We start from the raw sequence: 22,661 nt of genomic DNA, 5'->3' as shown, positions 1-22,661 counted from the left end.
CCGCCCCTCAGCTGCCGGTCGCGGCGGTCACGGGCACCGGCTCGCTGGGCAGGGCCCGGCGCGGCGCGGTACGGCCGTGCGTCGCGTAGAGGACCAGTCCGGTGAAGGCGAGCCCGCCGACCAGGTTGCCGAGCACCGTCGGGATCTCGTTCCAGAGCAGGTAGTCGCCCCAGGTGAAGTCCGCGCCGAGCAGCAGGCCCACCGGAAACAGGAACATGTTGACGATGGAGTGCTCGAACGCCATCGCGAAGAACAGCATGATCGGCATCCACATCGCGATGACCTTGCCGGTCACGTCCTTGGCGAGCATGGCACCGACGACGCCGGTGGAGACCATCCAGTTGCAGAGCATCCCGCGCACGAACAACGTGAGCATCCCCGCCATGCCGTGGTCGGCGTACCCGACGGTGCGGTCGTGGCCGATTGCGGCGAGCTTCTGCCCGTAGGCGGCGAACTGGTTGGTGGCGTCGTCGATCGACGTGTCGAAGCCGTAGGTGATGTAGATCGTGATCAGCACGGCGGTGGTGAACGCGCCGGCGAAGTTGCCGACGAAGACGAGCCCCCAGTTCCGCAGGACGCCGCCGAACGTGACGCCCGGCCGTTTGTCGAGCCACGCCAGTGGCGCCAGCACGAAGACGCCGGTGAGCAGGTCGTAGCCGAGCAGGTACAGGATGCAGAACCCGGCGGGGAACAGCAGCGCCCCGATCAGCGGCTGCCCGGTGTCGACCGTGACCTTGATGGCGAACGCGGCGCCGAGGGTCAGGATCGCGCCGGCCATGTAGGCGCGGATCACGGTGTCGCGGGCGGACATGAAGATCTTCGACTCGCCCGCGTCGATCATCGCGGTGACGAGCTCGGGTGGCTTGACGTAGGTCACGGTCGTTCCCCTCAGACGGCCACCGGTCGGTGGCGGACCACCCAGACGCTAGGCAGCGCGGGTTTCCCCCACGTGTCGTCGGGCGTGAACGCACGTAACATCTCGCTCGCAGCGGGCCGGTGGACGCTGTGAGAACCGTGCGCCGGGTCGCACGTCAGGTCGGTCACAGCGGGACGCGCCGCCGGTGACTGGGCGGTAACCTGCAGGTATGCCAGACAAACCCTGGGTCATGCGGACCTATGCCGGGCACAGCTCCGCCGCGGAGTCCAACGCGCTGTACCGCCGGAACCTCGCGAAGGGGCAGACCGGCCTGTCCGTGGCGTTCGACCTGCCCACGCAGACCGGCTACGACCCCGACCACGTGCTCTCGCGCGGCGAGGTCGGCAAGGTCGGCGTGCCCATCCCGCACCTCGGGGCCATGCGTCAGCTCTTCCAGGACATCCCGCTCGGCGAGATGAACACGTCGATGACGATCAACGCCACCGCCATGTGGCTGCTGGCGATGTACCAGGTCGTCGCGGAGGAGGAGGGCTTCGGCCCGGAGACCCTCACCGGCACCACCCAGAACGACATCATCAAGGAGTACCTGTCGCGCGGCACCTACGTGTTCCCGCCCGAGGCCTCCCTCCGCCTGACCACCGACATGATCGCGTACACGGTGCGCGAGATCCCGAAGTGGAACCCGCTCAACATCTGCAGCTACCACCTGCAGGAGGCCGGCGCGACGCCCACGCAGGAGCTCGCCTACGCGCTCTGCACGGCCATCGCCGTGCTCGACGCCGTGCGCGACTCCGGCCAGGTCCCGCAGGAGGAGTTCGAGAAGGTCGTCGGCCGCATCTCGTTCTTCGTCAACGCCGGCGTCCGGTTCATCGAGGAGACCTGCAAGATGCGGGCCTTCGGCCAGCTCTGGGACGAGATCACCCGTGACCGCTACGGCGTCCAGGACCCGAAGATGCGCCGCCTGCGCTACGGCGTCCAGGTGAACTCGCTCGGCCTCACCGAGGCCCAGCCGGAGAACAACGTCCAGCGCATCGTGCTGGAGATGCTCGGCGTCACGCTCAGCAAGAACGCCCGCGCCCGCGCCATCCAGCTGCCGGCGTGGAACGAGGCGCTCGGCCTGCCGCGGCCGTGGGACCAGCAGTGGTCGCTGCGCCTGCAGCAGGTGCTCGCCTACGAGTCCGACCTGCTCGAGTACGACGACATCTTCGAGGGCTCGCACGTCATCGAGGCCAAGGTGGCCGAGCTCGTCGAGGGCGCGAAGGCCGAGATCGACCGCGTCCAGGCCATGGGCGGCGCCGTCGCGGCCGTCGAGTCCGGCTACATGAAGGGCGAGCTGGTCTCGTCCCACTCCGCCCGCCGCGCCGCCATCGAGTCCGGCGAGCTCAAGGTCATCGGCGTGAACTCGTACACCGAGACCGAGCCGTCGCCGCTCACCGAGGACCTCGACGCCGCCATCATGGTGGCCGACCCGCAGGCCGAGGCCAACGCGATCGCCGACATCAAGACGTGGCGCGCCGAGCGCGACCAGGCCGCCGTCGACGAGGCGCTGGACCGCCTCCGCGCCGAGGCGAAGACCGACACGAACCTCATGGCCGCGACGCTCGACGCCGTGCGCGCCGGCGCCACCGTGGGGGAGTGGGCCGGTGCGCTGCGCGAGGTCTTCGGCGAGTACCGCGCCCCCACGGGCGTCACCGGCGGGGTCGGCGTCGCCGAGGCCGGTGCCGAGCTGACGGCCGTGCGCGAGCGCGTCGCGGCCACCGGCGAGGAGATGGGCACGCGACTTCGCCTGCTCGTGGGCAAGCCCGGTCTCGACGGCCACTCCAACGGCGCCGAGCAGATCGCCGTGCGCGCCCGTGACGCCGGGTTCGAGGTCATCTACCAGGGCATCCGGCTCACGCCGGAGCAGATCGTCGCGGCCGCGGTGGCCGAGGACGTGCACTGCGTCGGCCTGTCGATCCTGTCCGGCTCGCACATGGAGCTCGTGCCCGAGGTGCAGAAGGGCCTCGCCGAGGCGGGCCTGGGCGACGTGCCGATCATCGTCGGCGGCATCATCCCCGATGCCGACGCGAAGGCGCTCGAGGCGCAGGGCATCGCGGCGGTCTTCACGCCGAAGGACTTCGGCATGACCGACATCATGGCCCGCATCGTCGACGAGATCCGCGCGGCCAACGGGCTGTCCTGACCTCCCACTAGGCTCGGACCCATGCCTCGTGCCGTGCTCGTCGTCGTGCTCGCGCTGCTGGGCACGCTGACCGCCTGCGGCTCCGACGACCCCGAGACGGGCCCCGTGGTCTCGCTGACGTTCAACGTCCGCCAGGACCAGGACTCCGACACCACCCACTCCGCCACGCTGGGGTGCCCGGGCAAGACGCCGCGCGACCGCGACGCCTGCGCCGCGCTCGAGGTGGTGGCGCCCAAGGTGTTCGAGCCCGTCCCGGTCGACCAGGCCTGCACGATGATCTTCGGCGGTCCGGAGACGGCCACCGTCACCGGAACGTTCGCCGAGGACGAGGTCGACGCCTCGTTCAACCGCGCCAACGGCTGCGAGATCGTCCGCTGGAAGCAGATCGAGCCAGTCTTGTCATTGCTCAAGCTTGCTTGAGTCCCGGTGGTCGAGTGCCCCCGCGAGCGCCAGCGAGCTGGGGGTGTATCGAGACCACGCCCGGCCGAGCCTGATTCCTCACCGGGTCTCGTCAAACGGGCGCCTCCGGCGCAGTCGCTCGACCTGGCCGCACGCTCGCGCGCCGCGCGCACTCGGTGCGTCTCAGAACAGGCGGAGGCTCGGGTCCTCGATGCCGCGGAGCTCGTCGTAGTTCACGACGACGCACTCGATGCCGCGGTCCTGAGCGAGCACGCGGGCCTGCGGCTTGATCTCCTGAGCGGCGAAGACACCGCGAACAGGACGTAGCTTCGGGTCGCGGTTCATCAGCTCCAGGTAGCGGGTGAGCTGCTCGACGCCGTCGATCTCGCCGCGCCGCTTGATCTCCACCGCGACGGAGCCACCGGCGTCCTTGCAGAGCAGGTCGACCGGGCCGATCGCGGTCATGTACTCGCGACGCACCAGGCTCATGCCGGGGCCGAGCGTCGTGGTGTGCTCGGCCAGCAGCTCCTGCAGGTGCTTCTCGACGCCGTCCTTCTGCAGGCCGGGGTCGATGCCCAGCTCGTGGTCGGAGTCGTGGATGACCTCCTCGAGGCGGATGCGCAGGGTGTCGTCGGACTTCGTCGCGGCGACGGTCCACTCGACCACCCCGTCGTCACCGACGGACTCGCGCAGCGTGCACGGCGGGCTCATCCAGTTGAGCGGCTTGTACGAGCCACCGTCGGCGTGCACGAGCACCGAGCCGTCGGCCTTCACCATGATCACGCGGGTGGCCAGGGGCAGGTGGGCGGTGAGGCGCCCGGCGTAGTCCACCTGGCACTTCGCGACGACGAGACGCACTACTTCCTCTCGAGGGTGCCGAGCTTGAAGACGAGGGTGCTGCCCTCGACTGCGCCCTTGTCGGTGTTGCCGTCGTCGCCGATCAGGGAGACCGTGCCGTCGGCGATCTCGTACGTGCCCACGCGGAAGTCGGTGACGCCCTGGTAGTCCTCGACGAACGTGCCGTCGGCCTTGAAGTGCACGGTCCACTCGGCGGACGCGGCGGTCCAGTCGCCGACCAGGTCCTCCGCCGTGGCGGGCACCTCGGGGGTGGTGGACGCGGACTCCGAGGCGCTGGGGCTCGCCGACGTGGGCCCCTCCGAGGGCTCGTCGGAGCTGCTTCCGCAGCCGCTCAGCGCGAGCGACGACCCCACCAGCACCGCTGTGGCGATCCTCATACGCAGTTTCACGATTCTCCCGATGTCGCAGTGGCGCAGTGACGATAGTGTGTCACGACCGTTTACCTACTCAGGAGTAGCCATGCAGGAGATCGTCGACCGTCTTGCCGCCACCGATCGAGGTGCGGAGATCGCTCGGACCTTGCTCCTTCCGTACCTGAACCACGCCGCCACCATGCTCGCCAGCGGGTACGCCACCCGCGACGACATCGACGCCGCGATGCGGTTCGGCTGCGGCTACCCGATCGGCCCGCTGGCGCTCATCGACGCCGTCGGCCCGGACACCGTCATCGCGGGCCTGGAGAAGCTGCACGCCGAGACCGGCGACCCGCTGCACGCCCCCGCGCCCGCGCTGAGCGACCTCGCGTCCGCCGGCGCGTCCGCGTCGTCCGAGGAGCCGCAGCTCCGCCGCGCGGTCGACACCATCGGCGTCGTCGGCACCGGCACGATGGCCTCCGGCATCGCCGAGGTCTTCGCGAAGGCCGGCCACGACGTCGTGTACGTGGGCCGCAGCCAGGAGAAGGTCGACGGCGTGCTCGCCCAGATTACCAAGAGCCTCGACAAGGCCGTCTCGCGCGGCAAGCTCGACGAGGCCGGCCGCGGCGCCGTGCTCGCCCGCCTCACCGGCGCCACGAGCCGCGAGGCCCTCGCGGACGTCGACGTCGTCGTCGAGGCGCTCGCCGAGGACATGGACCTGAAGATCGAGCTGTTCCGCGACCTCGACCGCATCGTCAAGCAGGGCGCGATCCTGGCCACCACCACGTCGTCGCTCTCGATCAGCGAGATCGCGGCCAGCACCAGCCGTCCGGGCGACGTCGTCGGCATCCACTTCTTCAACCCCGCGCCGGTGATGAAGCTCGTGGAGGTCGTCTCCGCCGAGTCCACCGACCCGGAGGTCGCCGAGACCGCGAAGGCGCTCAGCACGAAGGTCGGCAAGCACCCGGTGAGCTGCACCGACCGCGCCGGCTTCATCGTGAACGCGCTGCTGTTCCCCTACCTCAACGACGCCGTCAAGCTGCACGAGGCCGACGGTGGCTCGCTCGAGGAGATCGACACGGCCATGAAGGAGACCAGCCTCCCCATGGGCCCGTTCGAGCTGCTCGACGTGGTCGGCAACGACGTCTCGCTGGCGATCGAGGAGACCCTGGTCGGTGCGTTCGGTCACGCGGGCTGGGAGCCCGCTCCGACGCTGGTCAGGCTCGTCCAGGAGGGCAAGCTCGGCCGCAAGACCGGCGAGGGCTTCTACACGTACTGACGCTTTCCGCCTGATTTCTGGGGATAACCCCGGGGCCTCCCTGTCGTTGGTCTCGGTGGGAGACGTACACAGGAGTCCTGCATGATGCCGTCCGACACCGTGCTGGCGTACAGCCGTGTGGTGAAGACTGTCGTGGCGACGCTCGCCGTCGGCCTGCTGCCCGTCGTCCTCGGCCTGCAGGTCCTGTTCGGCACCCTCGGCGCCTCCACCCGTGACCACGTCACGGGGGAGTCCTGTGGCGGCACCGCGTGCTCCCTGACCCCGGCGGCGCGCCAGCTGGTGGGTCAGCTGGAGCACGAGGGCCTGACCTGCCGCCAGGCGCCGACCATGACGGACACCATCGTGTTCTCGTGGGCCGACGGCCGGGTCGAGACGGTCGACTTCGGCACCTCGCTCACGGCCACCGCGAGCGCTGCGGGCCAGGCGCTCCGCTACTGCGCCAACCCGCGCTGACGCCTTCGGCGGCTCCGTAGGATCGGCACATGCCCCGTCGTCGTGTCGCTCGCCCCGCGCACCGCGGGATCAGCACCGAGCGCGTCGACACCAAGCGCGACGGCGACTGGAACGTCCGGCCCATCACCGGCGCCACGTCCACCAAGCCCTACACCTGTCCGGGCTGTCTCCGCCCGATCCCACCGGCGACGCCGCATGTCGTGGTGTGGCCGGTGGAGAAGTCGCTGCTCAGCGCCGCGGCCATCGACGAGCGACGGCACTGGCACACCGCCTGCTGGACCAAGCAGAGGTAGGCCAGGTCAGTCGCTGACGGCTTCCTGGACCTGGGTCGCGTCGTCGTCGGCGGCCTCGGCCGGAGCCTCGTCGGCCTTCGCGTCGGCAGGCTCGTCCTTCGGCGCGTCGGCCTGCTTGGCCTCCGGCGCATCGCCCGTGCCCTTCTCCTCGACGGGAACGCCGGCGAACGAGGCGGCGAAGTCGCGGAGCTGAGCCATCTGGGCGATGGCGCTCTCGCGCTTGCGCTGCAGGTCGTCGACCTCGGCCCGCAGACTGCGGGTCTGGCGCTCGATCTCGGTGGTGGCGGTGGCGCGGAGGTGCTCGGCCTCGGCGTGCGCGTTGGACACGATCGACTTGGCCTCGGTCTTGGCGCTGTCGATGATGCGGGCGGCCTCGGCGCTCGCGGCGTCGCGGGCCTTGGCGGCCTGGGCCATCGCCTCGCGGGCCCGGTCGTCGGCCGCGGCGGCGCGCGTCTCGGCGTCGGCGACCAGCTTGCTCGTGGCCTCGGTGGCGGCGTCGTGGTTCTCCTTGGCCTCGCGGGCCAGGCGCTCCTTCTCGACGGCCAGCACGCGGCGGGCCTCGGTGACCTCGCGGTCGGCGGCCGCGCGGGCCTGCTCGACCTCGCGGGTGGCGCCGAGGCGCAGGTTCTTGATGTCCTGCTCGGCGGCCAGCTTCAGCTGGGCGGCCTCGCGCTCGGCCTGGGTGCGCAGGTCCTCGGCCTTGGCGACGGCGTCGGCGTGCGTGGCCTCGGCCTCCTCGAGCAGCGACCGGCGCTTCTCCTCCAGATCGGCGACCGCCTGGCTGCGGAGCTCCTCGGCCTCCTTGGCGGCGGAGGTCTTGAGGAGGTTGGCCTCCTCCTCGGCCTTCATGATCGCCTCGACGGCCTCGCGCTCGGCGCGGTTGCGGACGTCCTCGGCCTCCTGCTCGGCGAGCTGGAGGAGCTGGGCGGCGTGCCCGCCGAGCCCGGCGTACGACGGCTTGTCCACGGAGTCGACGCGCTCGCGGAGCTGGTTGAGCGACTCGCGGAGCTGCGCGTTCTCCTTCTGCAGCGACGAGACGGTCTCGGCGGCGGCGGTCAGCTCGGACGCCTGGTTGCGGACCCACGCGTCGACCGCGTCGGAGTCGTAGCCACCGCGCCTGGCCAGCGGAAACGTGGCCTCGGCGGAGTTCTTGGCGGCATCGAAGATGGACAATCCGGACTGCTCGGACATGCGCTCCCCAACTCTTTCCCTCGTGGACTGAGGAACACCTTACTCGGTGGGTCGAGACCCCCGAACCTGTCTCAGATGCCGCGGAACCGGTTGATCGCGTCGAGGTGCTTGGCGCGCTTCTCCTCGTCGCGGACGCCGAGACCCTCCTCCGGAGCGAGCGCCAGCACGCCGACCTTGCCCTGGTGCGCGTTCTTGTGGACGTCGAGCGCGGCTTGACCGGTCTCGGCCAGCGGGTACACCTTGGAGACCGTCGGGTGGATGAGGCCCTTGTCGATCAGGCGGTTCGCCTCCCACGCCTCGCGGTAGTTCGCGAAGTGCGAGCTCTTGATCTGCTTGAGGTTCATCCAGAGGTACCGGTTGTCGTACTGGTGCATGTAGCCGGACGTCGAGGCGCAGGTGATGATGATGCCGCCCTTGCGCGCGACGTAGACCGACGCACCGAACGTCTCGCGGCCCGGGTGCTCGAAGACGATGTCCGGGTCCTCGCCGCCGGTGAGCTCGCGGATCTTCTTGCCGAACCGCTGCCACTCCTTGGGGTCCTGGGTGTTCTCGTCCTTCCAGAACTGGTAGCCCTCGGCCGAGCGGTCGATGACGTGCTCGGCGCCGAGCGAGCGGACGATGTCCGCCTTGTCGGGGGAGGAGACGACGCACACCGGGATGGCGCCGCCGTTGAGCGCCATCTGCGTGGCGTAGGAGCCGAGGCCGCCGGACGCGCCCCAGATCAGCACGACGTCGCCCTGCTTCATGTTGGCGCCGTTCTTGGACACGAGCTGGCGGTAGGCGGTGGAGTTCACCAGGCCCGGGCTCGCTGCCTCCTCCCAGGAGAGGTGGTCGGGCTTGGGCATGAGCTGGTTGGCCTTGACGATGGCCAGCTCCGCCAGGCCGCCGAAGTTCGTCTCGAAGCCCCAGATGCGCTGCTGCGGGTCCATCATCGTGTCGTCGTGGCCGTCGGGGCTCTCCAGCTCGACCGACAGGCAGTGCGCGACGACCTCCATGCCCGGCTTCCAGGCGTTGACGCCCGGACCGGTGCGCAGCACGACGCCGGCGAGGTCGGAGCCGACGACGTGGTAGGGGAGGTCGTGGCGCTTGGAGTACTCGGACAGGCGTCCGTAGCGCTCGAGGAAGCCGAAGGTCGAGACCGGCTCGAAGATCGACGTCCAGACGGTGTTGTAGTTGATGGCGCTCGCCATCACGGCGACGAGGGCCTCGCCCGGCGCCAGCTCGGGGACGGGAACGTCGTCGAGGTGCAGGCTCTTGCGCGGGTCCTTCTCCTTGGAGGGCACCCCCTCGAACATGTCGACCTCGTCCTTGTGGACGGTGACGCCTCGATACGTCTCGGGGATCTCGATGGCTGCGAAGTCGTCGCCGCTGGTGTCGCCGGCCATGATCGCGTCAAGGATGTGCTGCACGGGGGTCCTCCGGGGTGTGGGATCGCGGCGATGCTACCGGCGGGTCACTATGAGTGCCCACTCGGACGGCTTGTGATCCCGGCCTCAGTCGGCAGGCTGGACGAGCTCGACGAGGACGCCGCCGGCGTCCTTCGGGTGCACGAAGTTGACCCGGCTGTCGGACGTGCCGCGCTTGGGCGCGTCGTAGAGCAGGCGGACGCCGCGCTCGCGCAGCGTCTCCGAGACCGCGTCGATGTCCGTGACGCGGTAGGCGAGCTGCTGGATGCCCGGGCCGTTGCGGTCGATGAACTTGGCGATCGTGGAGTCCTCGTTCAGCGGCGCGAGCAGCTGGATGCGGGCGTCGGAGTCGCCGACGGCCAGCATCGCCTCGCGGACGCCCTGCTCCTCGTTGACCTCCTCGTGCACCGAGTGCAGGCCGAACGTGCTGGCGTAGAGCTCGAGCGCGTCGTCCAGGTCGGGCACGGCGATGCCGACGTGGTCGATGGCGACGAGCAGGTGGTCGGGCACAGGGGTCATCATGGGAGGCAGAGTATCCCCGCCTCGCGCCCAGTGACCGATGAGTAGCCCCGGGCGGGGGTGCCGGGCCGCGGGCGGCTGGTGAGTAGCATTGCCGCACTGTCTTCGAAGGAGTCCCCTCATGACCCAGCCCGTGATCGTCGCCGGCGCACGCACCCCGATCGGCCGCCTGCTCGGCGGCCTGAAGTCGCTCTCCGGTTCCGACCTCGGCGGGCACGCCATCAAGGGCGCGCTCGAGAAGGCCGGCGTCAGCGCCGACCAGGTCGACTACGTGATCATGGGCCAGGTGCTGCAGGCCGGCGCCGGCCAGATCCCCGCCCGCCAGGCCGCCAACAAGGCCGGCATCCCGCTGAACGTCCCGGCGCTGACCGTCAACAAGGTCTGCCTGTCCGGCATCAACGCCATCGCGCTGGCCGACCAGCTGATCCGCGCCGGTGAGCACGAGATCGTCGTCGCCGGCGGCCAGGAGTCCATGACGCAGGCCCCGCACATGCTGCTCGGGTCGCGCGAGGGCACCAAGTACGGCGACACCACGCTCGTCGACCACATGCAGGCCGACGGTCTCTGGGACGCGCTGACCGACCAGGCCATGGGCGGCCTCACCGAGTCGATCAACGCCGAGAAGCAGAAGTTCAGCCGCGAGGAGCAGGACGCGTTTAGCGCCCGCTCGCACCAGCTCGCCGCCGAGGCGCAGAAGAACGGCGTCTTCGACGACGAGATCGTCCCGGTCGAGATCCCGCAGCGTCGCGGCGACGCCGTCGTGGTCTCCGCCGACGAGGGCGTCCGCGGCGACACCACGGTCGAGTCGCTCGGCAAGCTGCGCCCGGCGTTCTCCAAGGACGGCACCATCACGGCCGGCTCCGCCAGCCAGATCTCCGACGGCGCCTGCGCGGTCGTCGTGATGAGCAAGGAGAAGGCCGAGTCGCTCGGCCTGGAGTGGCTCGCCGAGATCGGCGCCAGCGGCCAGGTCGCCGGCCCGGACAGCTCGCTGCAGTCGCAGCCGGCCAACGCGATCGCCAAGGCGTGCGAGAAGGAGGGCATCGCGCCGTCCGACCTCGACCTCGTCGAGATCAACGAGGCGTTCGCCGCCGTCGGCCTCGCGTCCACGCAGGACCTCGGCATCGACGCCGACATCGTCAACGTCAACGGCGGCGCCATCGCCCTCGGTCACCCGATCGGCATGAGCGGTGCGCGCCTCGCGCTGCACCTGGCGCTGGAGCTCAAGCGCCGTGGTGGCGGCGTGGGCGCTGCCGCGCTGTGCGGTGGCGGCGGCCAGGGCGACGCCCTGATCGTGCGCGTGCCGAAGAGCTAGTCGGTGGCCATAGACGTCGACTCCTTGGTGGCCGGTGCCCGCAAGGGTGAGGCACGAGCGGTCGCACGTCTGATCTCTCTCGTCGAGGACGATTCCCGGAAGAACGACACCGCGCTGCGCGAGGTCAGCGCAGCGCTGGCGCCGCACACCGGTCACGCCCACGTCGTGGGCATCACCGGGTCGCCCGGCGTCGGCAAGTCGACGTCGACGTCGGCCCTGGTCACGGCGCTTCGCGCCCAGGACCAGCGCGTCGGCGTGCTCGCGGTCGACCCGTCGTCACCGTTCTCCGGCGGCGCGCTGCTGGGCGACCGCATCCGGATGCAGGACCACACCACCGACAGCGGTGTCTACATCCGCTCGATGGCCAGCCGCGGCCACCTCGGCGGGCTGGCCGGCGCGGCGCCCCAGGCGCTGCGGGTGCTCGACGCCGCCGGCTGCGACGTGATCCTCGTGGAGACGGTAGGGGTGGGCCAGTCCGAGGTCGAGGTGGCCGGGCTCGCCGACACGACGCTCGTGCTCGTGGCGCCCGGCATGGGCGACGGGATCCAGGCGGCCAAGGCCGGGATCCTCGAGATCGGCGACGTGTTCGTCGTCAACAAGGCCGACCGCGACGGCGCCCAGTCCACGCGCCGCGAGCTCCGGACGATGATCTCCATGGGGGAGCGGAGCGAGGCCGCCTGGACGCCACCGATCGTGATGACCGTGGCGTCGAGCGGCGAGGGCGTCGAGGACGTGGTCGCCGCCGTCCAGCAGCACCGGGAGCACCTGGAGACGTCCGGAGAACTGCGGCGGCGCCGACTGGCCCGCGCGAGCCGCGAGATCGAGGCCCTGGCGCTCGACGCGCTGCAGCGGCGGATGGGCGACGTCCGCGGCGACGCCCGGCTCGAGACGTTGGCCGACGACGTGCTGTCCGGCCGCTCCGACCCCTTCACCGCCGCCGACACGCTGATCGACAGCCTCTAGGGCGCCCTCGGACCCTCGGCGCGCCTCGACCCCCTCCGCAGGCAACTCCGCTACAAAAGAAGCGTGTTGAAGAAGGTCTTGGGGCTTCTTGTCATCGGATTCGCCGTCTACTACCTGCTGACGGCGCCCGATGCGGCTGCCGACGCGGTCAGTGGTGCCGCCGGGGCCGTCATGGACGCGTTCGGTCAGGTCGGCGTGTTCGTCGACGAGCTGGTCGCCTAGCAGGAGCCGTGCTCGACGCCCTGCTCGACCGCCTTCCCGACCAGGAGATCGACCGCCACCTGCTCGTCGAGGAGGGCGAGGAGGTCATCGACCTCGTCCGGCACCACAAGATCGTGTACCTGCGCCCGGCGCTGGAGCTCCTCGTCACCGCGGTGCTGTGGACGATCGCGGTGGTCGGTCCCATCCAGCTCGGCTGGTTCTTCCTGCTCGCCGGCGTCGCGGCGGGCCTGCACGCCATCTACCTCACGCTGCGCGAGCGGCGCGACGTCTTCGTGGTCACCAACATGCGGGTGTTCCGCGCGTCCGGGGTGTTCTCGGTGCGGGTCGCCACCATGCCCATCACGCGCATCCTCGACATCACGGTGGCCAAGCCCCTGCTGGGCCGGATCCTCGGCTACGGACACTTCGTGTTCGAGTCCGCGGCCCAGTCGCAGGGCCTGCGCGACATCCGGTACATCGGCGACCCGGACGAGCGCGACCTCACCATCCAGCGCGTGGTGCAGCGGTCCGGTCTGCGCACCCGCTCACCCATCGACCGCCAGATGATGGGCGGTTGACGCGGCCTCCATACACTGGCGGGCATGAGCTTTTCGCGTCCCGGAGCCGTCGACCTCTCGTCGCTCGGCAACGCTCCGTCGAGCGCCACGCCCGCGGCCGGCGGCACGTACGTCGTCGACGTCACCGAGCAGACGTTCCAGTCGGCCGCTCTCGAGGCGTCGATGCAGCACGTCGTGGTGCTGAGCCTGTGGTCGCCGCGTTCACCTCAGAGCACGGCGTTCAACGAGGTGCTGGCCACGGTCACCGACAGCTACGACGGGCGGCTGACGCTTGCGCAGGTCGACGTCGACGCCAACCCGGCGATCGCCCAGGCACTGGGCGCCCAGGGCGTCCCGCTGCTGGTGGGCCTGGTGAAGGGCCAGCCGGTGCCGCTGTTCCAGGGCACGGCCGACGAGGCCGACGTCCGTCGCTACTTCGACCAGCTGCTCGCCGTCGCCGAGCAGAACGGGCTCACCGGCCGCGCCGAGCCGAGCGGTGCCCCGCAGCCCGGCCCCTCGGACGTCGAGGAGCAGCTCGACGACCCGCGGTTCGCCGCGGCGGACGAGGCGTTCGCGGCCGGCGACATCGACAAGGCCGTCGCCGAGTACGAGGCGCTGCTGAACCAGACGCCCGGCGACACCGAGGTGGCGGAGCGGCTCGCCGGCGTGAAGCTGTTCGGTCGCACCCGCGACGCCGACCTCTCGGCCGCCCGTGCGGCCGCGGCCGAGAACCCCGACGACGTCGCGGCCCAGCTGCTGGTGGCGGACCTCGACGTGAGCGGCGGCCACGTGCAGGACGCGTTCGACCGGCTGATCGAGCTGGTGCGCCGGCTCGACGGAGACGAGCGCGAGACGGTGCGCGAGCGGCTGCTCGAGCTGTTCACCGTCGTGGGCATCGCCGACCCCCGTGTCGCGTCCGCGCGGCGCGCCTTGGCGTCCGCGCTGTTCTGACCCCCTGCCGATAGGGTCAGGGCGTCGTTCAGGCGCGCAGGGAGTGTGAGGATGCGGACGAAGCTCGGGTGGGCCGTGACGGTCCTGGGCGCGCTCTGCTGTGTCCTCGGACTGGCCCTCGCCGTGGTCCTCGGGCCCGACAGCCGCTTCAGGACCGGCCCCCACGAGGTCGACACCGACGGCACGGTCGTGGTGACGGCCCCGAAGGTCATCTCCTGGAAGGGCCTGCAGGTCGAGGTGCTCGCCGAGCTGCCGGTCAACAAGCCGGTCTTCGTCGGGATCGGCAACTCCGTGGACGTGCAGAACTACGTCGGCGACGTCGAGCGTCTCGAGGTCACGTCGTTCTCGACGCCCTGGAAGGTCAAGACCCGTGAGGTCTCCGGCAAGGAGGGCCTGCCCGGCGCCCCCACGGCCCTCGACTGGTGGATCGCCGACTCCGCCGGCCTCGGCGGCGCGTCGGTGAGCACCCGGCTGCCCGACCAGACCGTCTCGGCCGCGATCGTCGCCGTCGGCGCCACCAACCTCACCGGCCTCAAGGTGTCGTTCGCGTACGGCATCGAGGGCGGGTTCGCCAAGGGCATCGCGCTGGTCCTGGTCGGCGCCGGCGGCATCTGGGGCGGTCGCCTGATGCGCACCTACGACGCGGACGAGGACGACGCCGAGGACACCGGCGACGAATCCGTCGATGACGGCGAGGTCGTCGAGGTCGAGGAGATCGTCTACGTCTACGTCGACGAGGACGGCGTCGAGCACGAGATCTCCGAGGAGGAGGCCGCCGCCCTCGAGGCGGCGGAGCAGCACGACGAGGCCGAGGCCGACCCCGAGCCAGAACCCGAGCCCGAGCCCGCCCCCGAACGCCCCATCGCCACCACCGGCGTGCTGACGGCGGCGGACATCGTCGCCGGCGCCGTGCCCGAGGAGGCCGTCACCTACGTGTACGTCGACGAGGACGGCGTCGAGCACGAGATCTCCCCGGAGGAGCTGGAGCACTTCGAGCCCGCCGACGACGACGAGGAGGACCAGTCATGAGGCGCCGGCTGCTCGTCGTGTCGCTGGCCGTCGTCGCGCTGCTGCTCTCCGCCTGCGCCGTGCCGGGCGAGCGCGACGACCTCACGCTCCGGAAGAAGGCCGCGGACGCCGGCGAGGTCGACGCGATCTTCGACCGGTACCGCGAGGTGCGCGACGCGGCGATCGACCTGCTCGACCCGAAGCCGCTCTCCACGGTGGAGACCGGCGCGGTGCTCGCCATCGACAGCGGCTCCTTCGAGGTGTCACAGCGGCTCTCCACCACCCAGCGCGGCCTGTCCCGCGGCCTCGTCGTCACGCACGTCGAGACGCCCGCGTTCAGCAAGTACCCGCTGTGGTTCCTCGCCACGGCGTACGACCCGAGCGCCAAGGTCAACCGCGTGCAGATCTTCGAGCGGGAGTCGGCTGTCGACCCGTGGCTCCTGGTCGACGCACCGCAGACCCTCCCCGAGGCGACGCTGCCGGAGATCCGGCACGGAGCGCACGGCGCCGCGCTCGTCGTGAAGCCCGACGACGGTGCCGGCATGTCGATGTCGCCGCAGGACGCGGCGAACGCATACGCCGAGGTGCTCGCCGACCCGACGTCCGCGGCGTCGGGCGGCATCGAGCAGGACGACTTCATCCGCCAGATGCGCAAGGCCGCGGAGACGAACGGGTCGCTCAAGGGCGTCACGTTCACCCAGACCTGGGCCGCCGAGGACGTCAGGCACGTGCTGCGCACCGACGACGGCGGCGCCCTGGTCTTCGTGACGCTGCTGCGCCAGGACACCTACGACGTCGACGACGGCGTCACGGTGACGTGGCCGGCGGGCTCGCCGCAGCAGGCGTTCCTCGCATCCGGCATCTCCACGTCCGGCAAGCTGCGCTACTACCACCAGGTGCTGCTCTACGTGCCCGGCGGCGACAAGAAGCCGCGCGCCCTCGGCCAGTACGGCGGCGTCGTCGGCGCTGACGGCGTCTGAACCGAGCGAACGCCAGCGAGCGAGCGTTCAGGCGGGCTTGAGCGTTCTGCGGCGGAGCCGCCTGCTGCGAAGCCTGGTGAGGCTGTCAGCGTGATCTATTCGGGTCCCGGGGGAGCCTCGCGGTAGACCGGGAGGTCGCCGGACTCCACGGCGTCCAGCATCTCGACGGCGGCGGCGGTCGCCTTGGCGCGGACGGTCTCGACGTCGCACCACTCGGTGCCCATGATCTCGGTGGGCTGCAGCCGGAACGTGTCGGTGAACGACGCGTCCACCGTGCCGAGGTCGAAGAGGAAGACGCAGGCGTCGTCCCAGCCGCGCCACGCGGGCAGCCAGTTCACCGTGAGGAGCGAGCGGGCGTGGACGTCGACACCGAGCTCCTCGCGGATCTCGCGCTCCAGTCCGCGCGCCGGCGCCTCGCCGACCTCGACCACGCCCCCGGGGAGGTCCCACTCGCTCTTGTAGGTGAGCCGGCACAGCAGGACCCGGCCCTGCTCGTCGCGGAGCAGCCCCTGGGAGATGACGCGCTTGGTGGGCAGCCCGGCGTTGAGCAGGGCGATGAAGCCCTGACGACTGGTGGCCGGCGGATCGTCGGCCAGGCGCGCGAGGAGTGCGCGATCCGGGTCGTCGCCGGCACTCCGGACGATGCCTTCGCGGCGCATCCCGCCGATCGACGCGGCACGGACGTCGTCGACGCGGTCGACCGGGACGCGCGCCTCCACCCGGCTGTACCCAAGCTCGGCGAACGCGTGGTCGAGCACCAGGCGCAGGGCGCGGCTGGCGTTGCCCAACGCGCTGCCGCCGCTGCCGGTGTTCCACCGGACGGACGCGGTCTGCTTGTCCTCCGTGCGGAGCGCGATCGTGCCCACGCGCTCGCCGGCGACCGTGACCGCCCAGCCGAGGAACTCGTCGGAGCCGGTCGTCGGCTCCAGCACGAGGTCGTCGTCGGCGAGGTCGCTCACGCTCGCCATCCTGCCAGCCGATGAACGACTTTCGCGTCGGCCCTTGACCTCAACAAAGGTTGAGGTTGTTCGCTGGGTGCAGAACCTCATCCACGAAGGAGCACCATGCCCCGCGCACTCATCACCGGCGGCTCGGCCGGCCTCGGCCGAGCCCTCGCCTCAGGACTGTCCCGACGCGGCTGGGACGTCGTCATCACGGCCCGGCACCGCGAACCGCTGGAGGCGACGGCGCTCGAGCTCGGGCCGCGCGTCACGCCGGTCGTCGGCGACGTCATGGACGCCGGCCACCGCGACCACCTCGCCCATGTCGTCGGGAGCCTCGACCTGCTCGTCAACAACGCGAGCACCCTCGGCGCGAGCCCGCTCCCGCCGGTGCTGGACCTGTCGGCCGACGTCCTGCACCGCCTCTGGGAGACGAACGTCGTGGCACCCGTCGAGCTGATCCAGCGCCTGCGCGCCCAGCTGACGCCCACGGCAGCCGTCGTCAACATCACCTCCGACGCCGCGACCGAGCACTACGAGACGTGGGGCGGGTACGCCGCGTCGAAGGCGGCGCTGGAGCACCTCACGCTCACCCTCGCCGCCGAGGACCCCGACATCCGCTGGTGGGCCGTCGACCCCGGCGACCTGCAGACCCAGATGCACCAGGATGCCTTCCCGGGGGAGGACATCAGCGACCGGCCGCTGCCGGAGACGGTCGTGCCGGCGTTCCTCCGCCTGCTCGAGGTCCGTCCGCCGAGCGGCCGCTACCGCGCCACCGAGCTCGCGTCCGCGGGAGCGGCGGCATGATCGGCATCGCACCGCTGACCCAGTTCACGCCGCCAGGGGAGCGCACCGCGCCGTCGCCGGCCGAGGCCCGTGGCATCGCCCGCGACGACGTCCGGCTGTTGGTGGCTGGTGCAAGCGGCATCGAGCATGCGCACTTCGCCGATCTGGCCGACCACCTGGAACCCGGCGACCTCGTCGTCGTCAACGCGTCGCAGACCGTGGCGGGGCAGGTGGACGCGCGGTCCTCCGACGGGGAGGACGTGGTCGTGCACGTGGCCATGGACCTGCGCGACGGCACCTGGGTCGTCGAGCTGCGGACGTCCCCCGACGCCACCCGCGCCGTCCTCGACGCCTCGCCCGGCCGGACCCTCCGGCTCCGGGACGCCGCCGCGACCCTGACCCTCGTCGAGCCGTACCCGCGCGAGGGATCGTCGCCGACGGGCACCGGCAACCGGCTGTGGCGCGCCGTCCATGACGGTGACGAGCCGTTGCGGGACGTGCTCGACCGGATCGGCCGGCCGATCTCCTACGGCTACCTGGACCGCCAGTACGACCTCTCGGACTATCAGACGATCTTCGGCACGACGCCCGGAAGCGCGGAGATGCCGAGCGCGGCGCGGCCGTTCACGCCCGAGGTCGTCACCCGCCTGGTCTCCCGCGGGATCGGCATCGCGCCGGTGCTGCTGCACACCGGGATCTCCTCGCAGGAGGCCGGCGAGGCGCCGCAGCCGGAGTGGTTCGAGGTGGGGGAGTCGACCGCTCGCCTGGTGAACGCCACCCGCGCCGGCGGCGGTCGGGTCGTGGCGGTCGGCACCACCGTGACGCGTGCGCTGGAGTCGGCCGTCGACCGCAGCGGGAGCGTCCTGGCCGTCAGCGGCTGGACGGAGCGGATCGTCACCCGCGAGCACCCGCCGCGGGTCGTCGACGGTCTCGTCACCGGGTGGCACGACCCGCAGGCGTCGCACCTGCTCCTCGTCGAGGCGATCGCCGGGCCGGTCCTCACGCAGACGGCGTACGACGAGGCCGTGTCCGGCGGCTACCGCTGGCACGAGTTCGGCGACTCGGCACTGTTCCTCCCGGAGCGCGCGGAGGTCCGGGAGTCGGCAGCCTAGGGCGTGCAGCCGCCGACGGCGCCGATGTCGCCGTCGGACGCCCGGCCGGAGCCGGAGGTGACGTCGTAGGCGCTGCAGTAGCGGCGGCTGAGCAGGTCCGCCCGTTGCAGCGTCACCGGCGACCACCGGCCCCGACCCACGGGCTCGAGGTACTGGAACGCGGACGCGAGCAGCGGCGCCGCCGAGCGGTGCTTGAGATAGCGGTCCAGCCATGCCTGCGTGTAGACGCTGGCCAGGTCCTGGCCGTAGCGGCTGGCCGGCAGCACGAGCGGGATGTCGGTGTACTCCAGGTGCGTCGACGACCGCGGCACCACGACCATCGAGTCGACGCCGGCGGCCCGCCAGCCCTCGAACCCGCTGTCGCGCTCACGCATCGGCTTCGGGAGCCCGGGGGCCGGGATCAGCGACGAGCCGGCGGACAGCGCGGCCGGGGTCACCGTGAACCCGTACTCCGACTGGACGCCCAGGGCCGGGACGACCGGCGTCACCTCGCCGACGTCGAGCGCGGCGTTCCCGTCGCCACCGCTCTGGAGCTTGTCGAGGGCGACGACTGCGGACACCCGGTCGTCCGTGCCTTGGACCTTCGAGACCGCGGCAGCGCCGAGGGAGTGACCGATGATCGCGAACCGGCTCGTCCGTCCCGGGGTCGCAGGGCTCGGGTCGGGGGAGCGGTCGAACTGCTGCCACAGCGGGTTGAACGCGTCGACGTCGGCGCCCGCCGCGCCGGGGTTCGGGTACGGGTCGCTCGGGGTGGAGAAGAAGAAGTCGGTGGCGTCCTCGGTGCCCTTCACGAAGTTCGCGGGCTGCTGGAACGGCACGCCCGGGCACGGGGTCAGCTCGGTGGCCTCGGGCTTCGCCAGCGGGTTGCAGAACGGGAAGACCCGGCCGTTCTGGTGCGGCAGCGTCTCGGAGGTGCCCTGGCCTTGCACGTCGTAGACCAGGACGACGTACCCGCGCTCGGCCAGGTCCTCCGCGAGCCACCAGTACATGCGCTCGGAGCCCTGCACGGACCCCGGCGTCAGCACGACGCCCGGGAACGGCCCCGGGATCGGCTCGCCGGTGTACGGGTCGGGGCGTCCGGGCAGCGGGGAGAAGACGTGGCCGCGCAGCAGCGCGCCGTAGCGGTTCGTGAACGCGACCTCGGTGATGCGGCCGCGCGTGCCGTCCCAGCCGGCGCGCAGCGGGTTGCCGACGTTCCAGCCGGGGACGAGGTTGCCCGCGGTGATCGCGAGGCGGGTCGGGTTCGCCACCTGGGTCAGCAGCTGGGTGGTGCTGACGAGGCTGGACTCACGGATCAGGGCGGGGAGGTAGGCGGGGTTGCGCAGCTGGCCGCCGGGCGCGGTGATGCGGCCGTAGGCGCCCAGCATGTTCGTGAGGTCCGAGCCGAGGTCGCCGACAGGGTTCGTCGTCGACGCCGAGGCGGCGCTCGGTGCCCCCGTCGCGATCAGTGCTGCGGTCAGTACGGCGGCGGCCCGGCTCCGGATGCGCATGCATGATGCAACGACCCGACGGCCGCCCAGGTCACGGCTTCGCGGTCGGTGCGACGGCCACCGGGATGTGCCACGATTCGAGCGTGACGATCGACAACGTCCTCTGGATGCTCACCGCGCTCGCCGCCGTGGTCGTCCTCCTGACGAGGATGCGGCTGTCGGCGAACGCCGCCCAGGCCGGTCACGCCCAGATCCCCCAGGGGATCCTCGACTCGCACACGGTCGCCGGCATCGCCGCCCTCGGCATCTGGTGCTGGTACCTGTCGTCGCCGCGCGACGTGGTCGGCTACATCGCCCTCGGCCTGTGGTGGGTGGAGGCGCTCATCGGTGTCCTCGTCCTGGCGCGCTGGCTGCCCGGGGCGGGGAAGCATGCCGCCGACGCCAAGGACGACAGCTGGTCGCAGGGCCCGTCCTTGTCGATCCTCGGACACGTCGGGATGGTGCTCGGCGTCGCCTTCTTCACGTACTGCGTGGTGGCCGGCAAGGTGAGCTGAACCGCAAAGAACATTTTGCAAAAGAGTCTTTGCAGTCGTACGGTGGCCGCATGCCGTACTCCTCACGCGTGGTCACCGACCTCGACAGCCTCAAGGCCGTCTCCCACCCGCTGCGCCTGAAGCTGCTGGGCCTGCTGCGGAGCGACGGGCCGGCCACCGCGTCCCAGCTCGCTCGTTGGGTCGGCGAGTCCAGCGGATCGACGTCGTACCACCTCCGGCAGCTCGAGCGGTTCGGGTTCGTCGAGGACGACGCGGAGCAGCCGTCCGGGCGCGAACGACGATGGCGCGCGAGTCACGACATGACGACACTCCCCGACGCGCTGTGGAGGCTTCCTGGAGGACGCGAGCACCTCGACGTGCTCAGGCGGCGTCAGGTCGAGGTCATGCTCGAGCGACTCGAGGCCTGGACGGAGCCCCAGCCCGGGATCGGGCACGACGACTACGTCGTCTACCTCGACCCGGACGATCTCGTGCAGCTGGCCACCGAGATCGAGGCCGTGGTGCAGAGCTACGCCGGCAAGCAGGGGGCGCGGAAGGTGGGGGTGCACGTGCTCCGGCTCCCGGCGTCATGAGCCTGCGCACCCGCTTCTGGCTGCTCACCGCCCTCCGCTGGCTGCCGACCGGCCTCGTCGTCCCCGTCGTCGCGCTGCTGCCGCTCCAGCGCGGCCTGACCATCGCCGAGATGGGGGCCGCGGCGGCGATGCAGGGCGTGGTGGTGCTCCTGCTCGAGCTGCCGACCGGAGGCCTGGCGGACTCGATCGGGCGCAAACCGGTCCTGCTGGCGTCGGCCGTCTTCGCCGTCGCCGCCTACTCGACGGCGGCGCTGGCCCAGGTGCCACTGGCGTTCGCGCTGGCCGCGTCGCTGTCCGGGGTGTTCCGCGCGCTCGACAGCGGACCGCTGAACGCCTGGTACGTCGATGCCGTCCACGACACTGCGGCACCCGAGGAGCGTCGCGCGCTGGTGGCGGCCGGCCTGTCGGGGTCCGCGAGCATCGTCGGCCTCGCCCTCGGCGGCGGCGCGGCGGTCTCCGGTGCCCTGGTCGCCTGGGGCCCGTTCGGACGCCACGCCGCGCTCACGTTCCCCTACGTGGTGGCCGTGGCCCTCGCGGTGGTGCAGATCGTCGCGGTCGTCCTGCTGATGCACGAGCACCAGCCGGCCGTCCGGCCGACCCTGCAGGGCTCGCTCCGTGGAACTCCCCGCGCCATCCGCGAGGGGATCGGCCTGCTGGTGTCGTCCCGCGTCCTCAGGGCGCTCGTGGCTGTGGAGCTGTTCTGGGGCTTCGGGATGGTCGCCTTCGAGAACATGACGCCGGTGCGCCTCGCCGAGCTGGTCGACGGCCGTGCCGCGGCGGCGTCGCTGATGGGTCCGGTGGTCGCGGTCGGGTGGTGCGCCTCGGCCCTGGGAGCCGCCGCGGTGCCCTGGCTGCTGCGCCGGTGGTCACCGGTCGCGGCGTCCGTCACGTTGCGCGTCGTGCAGGGCGGGACCGTCGTCGCCATGGGCCTCGCGTGGGGAGCGGTGGGCCTCGTGGCCGGCTACGTCGCCAACTACGTCGTGCACTCCGCCGCGGGAGCGATCTACGAGACGCTCCTGCACGAGCAGGTCACCAACGAGCACCGCGCCACGGTGCTGTCGCTCGCGTCCATGGCGATGCACCCGGCGGCGTCGTTCGGGTCGGTGGTGCTGGGGCTGATCGCGACCGGCGTCTCGCCGAGCGCGGCACTGATGGTCGGTGGCGTGGTGCTGGCGCTGGCCGCACCGCTCTTCCTGGTGCGGCCCAAGGCCGTCAGACCGGTGGACGCCGGTCGCGATGCTGTCCGGAGATGACCAGCGACACGACCAGGCCGACCGCGCCGACGGCGAGCAGGATGTAGCCGACCGTGGTCAGGTCGACGTCGTTGATCCGATCGGTGACGGCGAACGCGAGGATGGCACCGAGGGCGATGAGGACGAGCGATGATCCGATCTGCATGGGAGTCGCCTTTCCTTGGAGGTCCTTCGACCGTAGGCCCGGCCGGCCACGGCCGCACGGTGAGCCGGAGGCGCTGGCCTATGCTC

General features: G+C 71.3%; 26 protein-coding genes. 17 read left to right on the top strand and 9 right to left on the bottom strand.

Translation table 11 applies throughout. From position 1 onward, the window contains the following. Window positions 1-7 precede the first annotated feature (7 nt). Complete coding sequence (locus FHP06_RS07400; protein ID WP_147685365.1) at window positions 8-877, bottom strand: formate/nitrite transporter family protein; 870 nt, start codon at window positions 875-877, stop codon at window positions 8-10. A 208-nt stretch (window positions 878-1,085) separates the two neighbouring features. Between FHP06_RS07400 and FHP06_RS07395 the strand changes: the two genes are divergently transcribed. Together FHP06_RS07395 and FHP06_RS07390 are read left to right on the top strand one after the other, a co-directional pair. Then, entirely contained in the window at window positions 1,086-3,059 is a 1,974-nt protein-coding gene (locus FHP06_RS07395; RefSeq protein ID WP_230973439.1) for a protein meaA, read from the top strand. Window positions 3,060-3,080: 21 nt separating this feature from the next. Further along, entirely contained in the window at window positions 3,081-3,479 is a 399-nt protein-coding gene (locus FHP06_RS07390) for a hypothetical protein (protein ID WP_147685363.1), read from the top strand. A gap of 162 nt (window positions 3,480-3,641) precedes the next feature. Here the strand turns inward: FHP06_RS07390 and nucS are convergent, their stop codons facing one another. Further along, window positions 3,642-4,316 (bottom strand): endonuclease NucS, encoded by a 675-nt coding sequence (gene nucS / locus FHP06_RS07385; protein WP_147685361.1) that lies wholly within the window; start codon window positions 4,314-4,316, stop codon window positions 3,642-3,644. Beyond that, window positions 4,316-4,693, bottom strand: a complete 378-nt coding sequence (locus FHP06_RS15970; RefSeq protein WP_187271834.1) for a hypothetical protein — start codon at window positions 4,691-4,693, stop codon at window positions 4,316-4,318. Before FHP06_RS15970 ends, nucS begins: the two co-directional genes overlap by 1 nt. A gap of 82 nt (window positions 4,694-4,775) precedes the next feature. Between FHP06_RS15970 and FHP06_RS07375 the strand changes: the two genes are divergently transcribed. The 3 genes from FHP06_RS07375 (at window position 4,776) to FHP06_RS07365 (ending at window position 6,694) form a co-directional block, all read left to right on the top strand. Next, window positions 4,776-5,948 carry a 3-hydroxyacyl-CoA dehydrogenase family protein gene (locus FHP06_RS07375; RefSeq protein WP_147685359.1) on the top strand — a complete coding sequence of 391 codons (1,173 nt, stop codon included), beginning with the start codon at window positions 4,776-4,778 and terminating at the stop codon, window positions 5,946-5,948. Between the two features lie 81 nt (window positions 5,949-6,029). Continuing rightward, on the top strand, window positions 6,030-6,401 hold the full coding sequence (locus FHP06_RS07370; RefSeq protein ID WP_147685357.1) for a hypothetical protein: 372 nt from the start codon (window positions 6,030-6,032) through the stop codon (window positions 6,399-6,401). A gap of 29 nt (window positions 6,402-6,430) precedes the next feature. Further along, window positions 6,431-6,694: a hypothetical protein gene (locus FHP06_RS07365; protein WP_147685356.1), complete on the top strand. Its 264-nt coding sequence runs from the start codon at window positions 6,431-6,433 to the stop codon at window positions 6,692-6,694. Between the two features lie 6 nt (window positions 6,695-6,700). On the opposite strand, the gene FHP06_RS07360 is transcribed toward FHP06_RS07365, so the two are convergent. From FHP06_RS07360 to mce, 3 genes are all read right to left on the bottom strand, one after another. Next, window positions 6,701-7,885, bottom strand: coding sequence for a hypothetical protein (locus FHP06_RS07360; protein WP_147685354.1), 1,185 nt, complete (start codon window positions 7,883-7,885; stop codon window positions 6,701-6,703). Window positions 7,886-7,956: 71 nt separating this feature from the next. Then, entirely contained in the window at window positions 7,957-9,294 is a 1,338-nt protein-coding gene (gene ccrA / locus FHP06_RS07355) for a crotonyl-CoA carboxylase/reductase (protein WP_147685352.1), read from the bottom strand. Window positions 9,295-9,378: 84 nt separating this feature from the next. After that, window positions 9,379-9,813 carry a methylmalonyl-CoA epimerase gene (gene mce, locus FHP06_RS07350; RefSeq protein ID WP_407921281.1) on the bottom strand — a complete coding sequence of 145 codons (435 nt, stop codon included), beginning with the start codon at window positions 9,811-9,813 and terminating at the stop codon, window positions 9,379-9,381. 118 nt (window positions 9,814-9,931) lie between these two features. On the opposite strand from mce, the gene FHP06_RS07345 reads away from it, so the two are divergent. The 7 genes from FHP06_RS07345 (at window position 9,932) to FHP06_RS07320 (ending at window position 15,782) form a co-directional block, all read left to right on the top strand. Further along, window positions 9,932-11,122 carry an acetyl-CoA C-acetyltransferase gene (locus FHP06_RS07345; RefSeq protein ID WP_147685350.1) on the top strand — a complete coding sequence of 397 codons (1,191 nt, stop codon included), beginning with the start codon at window positions 9,932-9,934 and terminating at the stop codon, window positions 11,120-11,122. Between the two features lie 3 nt (window positions 11,123-11,125). Then, window positions 11,126-12,085: a methylmalonyl Co-A mutase-associated GTPase MeaB gene (meaB, locus tag FHP06_RS07340; RefSeq protein WP_222706405.1), complete on the top strand. Its 960-nt coding sequence runs from the start codon at window positions 11,126-11,128 to the stop codon at window positions 12,083-12,085. Between the two features lie 63 nt (window positions 12,086-12,148). After that, complete coding sequence (locus FHP06_RS15965; protein ID WP_187271833.1) at window positions 12,149-12,307, top strand: hypothetical protein; 159 nt, start codon at window positions 12,149-12,151, stop codon at window positions 12,305-12,307. Window positions 12,308-12,315: 8 nt separating this feature from the next. After that, complete coding sequence (locus FHP06_RS07335; protein WP_147685349.1) at window positions 12,316-12,864, top strand: PH domain-containing protein; 549 nt, start codon at window positions 12,316-12,318, stop codon at window positions 12,862-12,864. Between the two features lie 24 nt (window positions 12,865-12,888). Further along, window positions 12,889-13,794, top strand: a complete 906-nt coding sequence (locus FHP06_RS07330; protein ID WP_187271832.1) for a tetratricopeptide repeat protein — start codon at window positions 12,889-12,891, stop codon at window positions 13,792-13,794. Window positions 13,795-13,845: 51 nt separating this feature from the next. Continuing rightward, the gene (locus FHP06_RS15960; RefSeq protein WP_187271831.1) at window positions 13,846-14,823 is read left to right on the top strand and encodes a hypothetical protein; all 978 of its coding nucleotides are present in this window, start codon (window positions 13,846-13,848) and stop codon (window positions 14,821-14,823) included. Continuing rightward, complete coding sequence (locus FHP06_RS07320) at window positions 14,820-15,782, top strand: hypothetical protein (protein WP_147685345.1); 963 nt, start codon at window positions 14,820-14,822, stop codon at window positions 15,780-15,782. Before FHP06_RS15960 ends, FHP06_RS07320 begins: the two co-directional genes overlap by 4 nt. A gap of 95 nt (window positions 15,783-15,877) precedes the next feature. Here FHP06_RS07320 and FHP06_RS07315 read toward each other — a convergent pair whose 3' ends face one another. Continuing rightward, the gene (locus FHP06_RS07315; RefSeq protein WP_222706404.1) at window positions 15,878-16,741 is read right to left on the bottom strand and encodes an NUDIX hydrolase; all 864 of its coding nucleotides are present in this window, start codon (window positions 16,739-16,741) and stop codon (window positions 15,878-15,880) included. Window positions 16,742-16,846: 105 nt separating this feature from the next. On the opposite strand from FHP06_RS07315, the gene FHP06_RS07310 reads away from it, so the two are divergent. Then, window positions 16,847-17,530, top strand: a complete 684-nt coding sequence (locus tag FHP06_RS07310) for an SDR family NAD(P)-dependent oxidoreductase (protein WP_147685343.1) — start codon at window positions 16,847-16,849, stop codon at window positions 17,528-17,530. Next, window positions 17,527-18,621 carry an S-adenosylmethionine:tRNA ribosyltransferase-isomerase gene (locus tag FHP06_RS07305; protein WP_147685341.1) on the top strand — a complete coding sequence of 365 codons (1,095 nt, stop codon included), beginning with the start codon at window positions 17,527-17,529 and terminating at the stop codon, window positions 18,619-18,621. The genes FHP06_RS07310 and FHP06_RS07305 overlap by 4 nt, the downstream gene beginning before the upstream one ends. Here the strand turns inward: FHP06_RS07305 and FHP06_RS07300 are convergent. Next, complete coding sequence (locus tag FHP06_RS07300) at window positions 18,618-20,111, bottom strand: alpha/beta fold hydrolase (protein ID WP_147685339.1); 1,494 nt, start codon at window positions 20,109-20,111, stop codon at window positions 18,618-18,620. The two genes, FHP06_RS07305 and FHP06_RS07300, sit on opposite strands and share 4 nt — an antisense overlap. An 83-nt stretch (window positions 20,112-20,194) precedes the next feature. Between FHP06_RS07300 and FHP06_RS07295 the strand changes: the two genes are divergently transcribed. The 3 genes from FHP06_RS07295 to FHP06_RS07285 are packed head-to-tail and all read left to right on the top strand — an operon-like array spanning window position 20,195 to window position 22,430. Beyond that, on the top strand, window positions 20,195-20,605 hold the full coding sequence (locus FHP06_RS07295; RefSeq protein ID WP_147685337.1) for a hypothetical protein: 411 nt from the start codon (window positions 20,195-20,197) through the stop codon (window positions 20,603-20,605). A 50-nt stretch (window positions 20,606-20,655) separates the two neighbouring features. After that, the gene (locus FHP06_RS07290) at window positions 20,656-21,177 is read left to right on the top strand and encodes a winged helix-turn-helix domain-containing protein (protein WP_147685335.1); all 522 of its coding nucleotides are present in this window, start codon (window positions 20,656-20,658) and stop codon (window positions 21,175-21,177) included. Continuing rightward, a complete protein-coding gene (locus FHP06_RS07285; RefSeq protein ID WP_147685333.1) occupies window positions 21,174-22,430 on the top strand; it encodes an MFS transporter in 1,257 nt (418 codons plus the stop codon). Before FHP06_RS07290 ends, FHP06_RS07285 begins: the two co-directional genes overlap by 4 nt. Here FHP06_RS07285 and FHP06_RS07280 read toward each other — a convergent pair. Next, on the bottom strand, window positions 22,390-22,575 hold the full coding sequence (locus FHP06_RS07280; protein WP_147685332.1) for a DUF6458 family protein: 186 nt from the start codon (window positions 22,573-22,575) through the stop codon (window positions 22,390-22,392). The genes FHP06_RS07285 and FHP06_RS07280 overlap by 41 nt on opposite strands. Window positions 22,576-22,661 lie beyond the last annotated feature (86 nt).

This window comes from Aeromicrobium terrae, from assembly GCF_008039565.1.
GTDB classification, from domain to species: Bacteria; Actinomycetota; Actinomycetes; order Propionibacteriales; family Nocardioidaceae; genus Aeromicrobium; species Aeromicrobium terrae.
Note: the sequence above shows the minus strand (reverse complement) of the source record. Positions and strands in the feature narration are given on the sequence as shown.